The organism is Syntrophorhabdaceae bacterium (genome assembly GCA_028713955.1).
Lineage (GTDB): Bacteria > Desulfobacterota > Syntrophorhabdia > Syntrophorhabdales > Syntrophorhabdaceae > UBA5609.
On record JAQTNJ010000189.1, the window covers coordinates 1 to 6,114 of the forward strand.

General features: G+C 47.6%; 9 protein-coding genes. 1 reads left to right on the forward strand and 8 read right to left on the reverse strand.

All coding sequences use genetic code 11. The features are described 5' to 3' along the window. Positions 1 to 138: 138 nt before the first annotated feature. The 7 genes from PHU49_13240 to PHU49_13270 form a co-directional block, all read right to left on the reverse strand. Positions 139 to 426: a DUF3467 domain-containing protein gene (locus PHU49_13240; GenBank protein MDD5244972.1), complete on the reverse strand. Its 288-nt coding sequence runs from the start codon at positions 424 to 426 to the stop codon at positions 139 to 141. A 23-nt stretch (positions 427 to 449) separates the two neighbouring features. Further along, complete coding sequence (locus tag PHU49_13245) at positions 450 to 1,076, reverse strand: DJ-1/PfpI family protein (GenBank protein ID MDD5244973.1); 627 nt, start codon at positions 1,074 to 1,076, stop codon at positions 450 to 452. Positions 1,077 to 1,189: 113 nt separating this feature from the next. Continuing rightward, positions 1,190 to 2,125, reverse strand: a complete 936-nt coding sequence (locus PHU49_13250; protein MDD5244974.1) for an alpha/beta hydrolase — start codon at positions 2,123 to 2,125, stop codon at positions 1,190 to 1,192. Positions 2,126 to 2,168: 43 nt separating this feature from the next. Then, the gene (locus PHU49_13255) at positions 2,169 to 2,504 is read right to left on the reverse strand and encodes a type II toxin-antitoxin system PemK/MazF family toxin (GenBank protein ID MDD5244975.1); all 336 of its coding nucleotides are present in this window, start codon (positions 2,502 to 2,504) and stop codon (positions 2,169 to 2,171) included. Further along, entirely contained in the window at positions 2,505 to 2,753 is a 249-nt protein-coding gene (locus PHU49_13260) for a hypothetical protein (protein ID MDD5244976.1), read from the reverse strand. It abuts the gene before it with no gap. A 513-nt stretch (positions 2,754 to 3,266) separates the two neighbouring features. Continuing rightward, on the reverse strand, positions 3,267 to 3,707 hold the full coding sequence (locus PHU49_13265; GenBank protein ID MDD5244977.1) for a DUF2141 domain-containing protein: 441 nt from the start codon (positions 3,705 to 3,707) through the stop codon (positions 3,267 to 3,269). Positions 3,708 to 3,743: 36 nt separating this feature from the next. Continuing rightward, positions 3,744 to 4,319: a flavodoxin family protein gene (locus PHU49_13270; GenBank protein MDD5244978.1), complete on the reverse strand. Its 576-nt coding sequence runs from the start codon at positions 4,317 to 4,319 to the stop codon at positions 3,744 to 3,746. Positions 4,320 to 4,650: 331 nt separating this feature from the next. On the opposite strand from PHU49_13270, the gene PHU49_13275 reads away from it, so the two are divergent. Then, entirely contained in the window at positions 4,651 to 5,301 is a 651-nt protein-coding gene (locus PHU49_13275; protein ID MDD5244979.1) for a TMEM165/GDT1 family protein, read from the forward strand. A gap of 7 nt (positions 5,302 to 5,308) precedes the next feature. Here PHU49_13275 and truA read toward each other — a convergent pair whose 3' ends face one another. Further along, positions 5,309 to 6,043: a tRNA pseudouridine(38-40) synthase TruA gene (truA, locus tag PHU49_13280; protein MDD5244980.1), complete on the reverse strand. Its 735-nt coding sequence runs from the start codon at positions 6,041 to 6,043 to the stop codon at positions 5,309 to 5,311. Positions 6,044 to 6,114 lie beyond the last annotated feature (71 nt).

Consider the following 6,114-nt stretch of genomic DNA (forward strand, 5'->3'; position numbering starts at 1 on the left):
AGGATTAACGCCAGAGATATTGCTGTGATCGAAGCCTTTTGTCTTATATCCATGTCTCAATAATATATGCTAAAAAAGAGGGATATAGCGATGAAAAATTAATTATTTATCAGGCTAAATTTCATTGTTGTCTCGTGTCTACTGAACCAGCGGGTTCGGAGGCGCCTCTGCGACCTTGATCTTGCCGAAGGTCTCCTCATACCTCTCAAGATTCTCTTGCAAGACGCTCACAATACGCTTCATATGACCCGGTGTTACTATGATTCGTGAAACAAGATGGGGCCCGTTGGGAGATTGCAGGAACCAGTCGACGATGAACTCTTCTGCCCCGTGAGTAACAAGCATGGCATTGCTGTAACGGCCTCTCGACATCTCGTCGTTTGTATTGATAGGTACCTGTTGCGGATCATTTGTCTGGTTTGCCATTCCTTCCTCCTGTTGAACGCTTCCTATTTTTTGAATCTTTCAAGTATCTCCGGCGGTGCCTTACCGGGTGACCCGCAATCAAAAGGCGGCTGAGGGTCATACTCCATCCCGAGCTGTATAATCTTTGCGGCATCGTCACCGGCCACCTTGCTCACTAAGTATAACGCCATATCGATACCCGCTGAAACCCCTGCCGATGTGATGACCTTGCCGTCCTGAACGAACCTGTCATCCTTGATATGGACATTGTACTGCCTCAGTTGCTCTTTGCGTCTCCAGTGCGTAGTACAATTTTTACCATCTAAAATTCCTGCCTCTGCCAGCAATAATGAGCCGGAACAGACCGCAACCGTCCAGCTTGTTGTCCTGTCAATCTTCCGAACCCAATCAATGATTTCTCTGTTTTTTAAAAAATTATCAATGCCGAATCCCCCGGGAATAAGCAGGATCTCAGCTTCCGATATCTCGTTTATTGAATAGTCGGCCTTTAACTCCAGCCCATAGGTGTCCTTATATTTCCTCTTTTCATATCCCGTAAAATATATCTTTGAGCCCGGCAGTCTCGACAGCACTTCATAAGGCCCGATCGCATCAAGGGCCGTAAAACGATCATAAAGCAGGATAATGATCCTGATGATATCCGTGTCCATTTTTCTCCTTTAAGTACTTTGGTTCATCCTGATCCGGCTTTCTTTTAGATTATCATCAAAATTGCTTTTATCACAGGAAATTTCTTTTTTGTGCACCATGATCCAGTATCTCCTTATTTTTCAATCCCGGCCTCCAGAAAGGCGAGAAGGCATCTGCTGAATGTTTGAGGGTATTGATACATATTGGAATGGCCGCCGGGCAGCCTTATCAGCCAGGAGCCCGGGATCCTCGATGCCAGCAGAAAGGCATTGGCGGGGGGAATAATGACATCTTCAATGCCTGTTATAATAAGCGTGGGCTGTACGAGCTTATCGATCCTGCCGCATGTTCCCGGCCAGGTCTTAATGGCATTGCCCTGCCGTTCGATACTCGTGATTGATACAGGTTCCTTCGGTCCGGGTAGTTGCTTTAAAAAATCAGGGTGGTCTTCAAGCCATTTTTTCGGAAAGAGGATGCTGATAAGCCGTTTTGCCCTCTCCTCTTCTGTGACCGAGAGATCAAACAGGGCGGCTGATACTTCAGGACGTGCCTCCACCACCTTTCTGCCTTGCCAGCCGCAATTACCGGCATAGAGGATCAATTTGCCTACCCTCTCCGGGTATTTCAGGGCAAGTTCCATTGCGATGAATGTGCCCATAGACCAACCCAATATATGGGCCTTTTGTATCTTCAGGGCATTCATGAGGCCGATCGTGTCCTCCGCGAAAAGTTCTATCGTAAAGGGTTTGTCCGAGGCGGTCGTTTTGCCTATCCCTCGGTTGTCAAAAAGAATAAGCTTGAAGCGTGATGAAAGCTCCCTGATCATGAGAGGATCCCACATATCCATGGTCGCGCCGTAACCGGTAATGAGAAGCAGTGGATACCCGTCGCCTATGATCCGGTAGCTGACATCAATATCGCCGACGCGGACCGACTGTGCTGCCACAGACTGGATACCGCCCGCAGCCGTTGGAGCAGCATCGATACCCGCTCCCCACGTTATGGGAGCTGTAAAAAGAGATATACAGATAGCGATAACGCTTAAACTCGATAAAAAATATTTCCTCATTTTTCCTCCCGACAAAATGTTTCCCGATTCATCGCACATTTGGTCAATAGATGCAGGCATCAAGTATTGACAGAACCTCGTCAAGTATGTCGCCTGAAGCCCTTCCGATAAGTTTTGCTTTACGTGCATGGAAATCTATGGACTTCACCTGTTCAGTCATTACGAATCCCCTGACATCCGGGTTGTCGGTGATGGCCACATGAAAAGGGTAAGCACGATCGGTGTTTGTTATGGGGCACACGATTGCAAGACCTGTTCGTTGGTTAAAGAGGGTGTTACTTACAACAAGCGCGGGGCGGCGGCCTTTCTGTTCATGACCAGACTGGGGATCAAAGGTAACGGCAATGAAATCTCCCTTTTCGGGAATATACTGCTTCACCTACCAGACCTCTCTGCCGACTGGTTCACCCCAATCAACCTCTTTCGGCTTGTAGTTTCTGGGTATGCCTGAGACCAGTTTTTCCAGGCTCTGCTTATTTCGAATGTGCCTTGCGGGAGCAATGACAATCATGCCGTCCCGTGTTGTTACGTCGACCTCGTCACCAACCGAAATGCGCACGTCCTCAAGCACCTGTCTGGCAAGACGCAATCCCTGGCTGTTTCCCCATTTTTGAATTCTTGTAACCATACCGCTACCTCCTTCTGGCTATACAAAGTATAGCCAACAAGAAACCCTGAGTCAAGTAGTTTCAGGCCAATGTCAAGGTAAGATAGAAATGTCCGGTTTGCTTACCCTTATCCATTTGTTTCCTTCAAGGGTTGCTGCCATAATATGTGATATGAGCAGAAACACTGTATCGTTTAAGGGCTTAGCCAGCGATTGGTTATGCCACTGATTTTATGTCTGCTGGTAGTTTCCGGAGGCTTAGCTCTTTGAGGTGGACTTTTCTGGCGTTAAGGAAGATGATTCAGGAATTGGCAAGTTGTCCTCTAAAAGTCCTTTTATGTGCAATTGAATGGCTTCATGCATATTTTTTTCAGTTTCCTCGCGAGTAGCTCCTGTAGCTATGCAGCCAGGCAAATCAGGTGAATATGCAGAATAATTATTTGCCGCTTTTTCGATTATGATAAGAAAGCGATGCATAATTTATTTTTTCTCCTTGGAATAAATGGAAGTCAACGGATAAATGTTTGCTATGAGCTATTTTAATTCGATCTCGATGTCTTTGATGTCTTTGTTCACTTCAAATGCGATCTCGTCGAAGCGAGGTGCGTGGAATGTTGGCCGTGCGGGCCTGTATGTGCCCCATGGCTCTTTGGGACCGAATATCCCTTTCTCCATCTTGCCCGTCCCGTTCACGTCCTGGAAACAGCGTATGCCGTAGATACCTTTAGGGACACCGGTAAAAGAAAATGGCGCCCTGCCCTTTTTGATGTCCTCAGGGCCGACAGCGACAACAACGCCGAATCCGGCATCCTTGCCGCTATCGAACTCTTCCCTGGTAATAAGCTGGACAAAAAGATTGCCTGTCTTGGGGAAGACTATCTCACCACTTACTTTAAAGGTTGCCTGCTGCGCAAGCACTTGTGCACCCGGCAGAAGAAAGAGCGCGGCGATCAGGATCAGTCTCTTGAAAAACATCCGGCTATCGCATCGCATCGATTCAGTAACCTCGGGCTATTTATGCAATTTCTTCAAAAGCCACGCCATGTTCTGTCCGAGGACCTTCATCGTCTCGATCCCTTCCGCGTCTTTTTCCACTTCACCTTTATCCCTGCCGATTCCCATGTTCCAGTAAATGGAACCAGGAACGATCATCTGCCTGAAGAGAAAAAAGTGGTTCAGCGTGTCATAGGCATGGATAGCGCCGACGCGGCGCACAGCTATGACCGCGGCCCCTGGTTTGCGGCGCAGGGGTTCACCGCTTGCCCTTAAGACTAAGCTTGCACGTTCGATGAAGGCCTTCATATTTGACGGGATGTCAGTGATATACGTGGGAGCCCCGAGAATGACACCGTCCGCAGCAGCCATCTTTTCGAGGTACTCGTTAAAGGGGTCATTTTTTATGACGCACCGCATGTCCTTTGTCTTGGAACATTTCATGCAAGCGGTACAACCCTTGATATTTTTCCCAGCAAACTGTACAAGCTCAGTATCTATTCGTTCCTTTTTCAGTTCCCCGAATACATAGTTGATGAGAATAGCAGTGTTGCCGTCTTTACGGGCGCTTCCGTTAAATCCGATAACCTTCATTGTATTACCTCCTTTTCTTCAGCCCCTTTCAGGATTGCGTCTCATATCCTTAAGCCCCCCAACCCCCAGGAAGGGTCATCGACGAAAGTAAAAGTATATGCTTAATGTAACATGGAAAATCCACTTTATCAATGAACCGGTTTCATTTGACTTTTATTTCGTCATACCTCTATACTATCCATCTCTGAAGGGGAGTAGCTAAACAGGCAAGGTCAACATACCGGTAGATATACCTGGCCTTGCCATTGGTTAAAACCAATTAGCGAGACCTTTGGTATGGATTTAATCCATGCTAAGGCGTCTCGTTTTTTTATGGAAGATAAGGAGAGGCATGACAGCATATATCGCGTCGATGGTCCTTGTTGTTCTTGCCGAGATGGGAGACAAAACGCAACTCCTTGCCATGGCCTTCGCAACAAGATTCCGGTGGCAGACGGTCATGTGGGGGGTGTTTGTCGCAACACTTTGCAACCACCTTTTCGCTGTCCTCGCCGGTCATTACCTGACAATGGTCATACCGCTCAATTATATCAAGATCGCCGCAGCAGCGTCGTTTATACTCTTCGGACTCTGGACACTCCGGGGAGACGCGCTGGACAACGAAGACAAGCGTTTTAACTTCAACCCTTTCTGGACCGTTGCCGTTGCCTTTTTCTTTGCCGAGATGGGTGATAAGACGCAACTTGCGACAGTGGCCCTTGCGACAAAATACAACAATATCGTTCATATCTGGCTTGGAACAACGACAGGCATGCTCATCGCGGATGCTATCGGTATAATTGTCGGTATTGTGCTTGGTAAAAAAATTCCCGAGAGATTCGTGAAATGGTTTGCGGCAACGATCTTTATTATATTCGGTATACTGGGTCTTTACGATGCCCTGCCAAGGCACATCCTGACCTTCCCCATCCTTGTTCCATCCGCCATAGTCCTTCTGCTCCTCATACTTCTTGTGATCCGTCTGAACAAAAAAAGGTATTAGAAAAACGTCAGTACCTGATCCTTCTCAGAAATAGCCCTTTTGCCGGTGCTGTGGGGCCTGCGTTGACGCGATCTTTCGACGCAAGGATTGTCAGGAAATCATCCTTTTTTAACTTCCCGGTGCCGACAAGGGTGAGTGTCCCGACGATATTGCGCACCATGTACCGTAAAAACCCCGTTGCCTCAATAACAACATAGATAAAATCTCCCCTCCTTTTGACCCCTGCCAATAGTATGTTCCGCACTGTGTTTTTATATACCTCGTCCCTCTTTTTAAAGGCCGAAAAATCGTGTTCTCCCGCAATACCCCTTATTGTTTCATTCATGACGCCGCTGTCGATCTTATAAGGGATATGCCATGAATAGCGGAAATGGAACGGTGAATGAAATGGGGTGTTGGCAATGGTATATGAGTAGACCTTGCTTCTGGCAGAATACCGCGCGTGAAAGGATGAATCGACCTCAAGGGCGGCCTTTACCCGTATGTCTTCGGGCAACATGCTGTTCAACCCCTTTTTCAAACCATCAAGCGGGATACCTTTCTCGGTATGGAAATTAACCACCTGACCGGATGCATGTACCCCGGCGTCGGTCCTCCCCCCGGCATATATCTTGACATCGTGGTCGAGGATTCGGGCAACTGCGCCCCTTGTAACCTCTTCCAGCGTTATGCCGTTAGGCTGGCACTGCCACCCGTGGTAGTTCGTGCCATCGTATTCCATCACAAGGGCTATATTTCGCATGAAAGACCTTTTTGATTATATTGTTGATGCGTGTATACCTAAATGTGTGTATCTGGTAAAAATGGAGTCTG

Bases quoted from the DNA above. Each gene is read 5' to 3' on its own strand.
- PHU49_13240 (MDD5244972.1), bottom strand. From the start codon at position 426: ATGGCAAACCAGACAAATGATCCGCAACAGGTACCTATCAATACAAAC.
- PHU49_13245 (MDD5244973.1), bottom strand. From the start codon at position 1,076: ATGGACACGGATATCATCAGGATCATTATCCTGCTTTATGATCGTTTT.
- PHU49_13250 (MDD5244974.1), bottom strand. From the start codon at position 2,125: ATGAGGAAATATTTTTTATCGAGTTTAAGCGTTATCGCTATCTGTATA.
- PHU49_13260 (MDD5244976.1), bottom strand. From the start codon at position 2,753: ATGGTTACAAGAATTCAAAAATGGGGAAACAGCCAGGGATTGCGTCTT.
- PHU49_13265 (MDD5244977.1), bottom strand. From the start codon at position 3,707: ATGTTTTTCAAGAGACTGATCCTGATCGCCGCGCTCTTTCTTCTGCCG.
- PHU49_13270 (MDD5244978.1), bottom strand. From the start codon at position 4,319: ATGAAGGTTATCGGATTTAACGGAAGCGCCCGTAAAGACGGCAACACT.
- PHU49_13275 (MDD5244979.1), top strand. From the start codon at position 4,651: ATGACAGCATATATCGCGTCGATGGTCCTTGTTGTTCTTGCCGAGATG.
- truA (MDD5244980.1), bottom strand. From the start codon at position 6,043: ATGCGAAATATAGCCCTTGTGATGGAATACGATGGCACGAACTACCAC.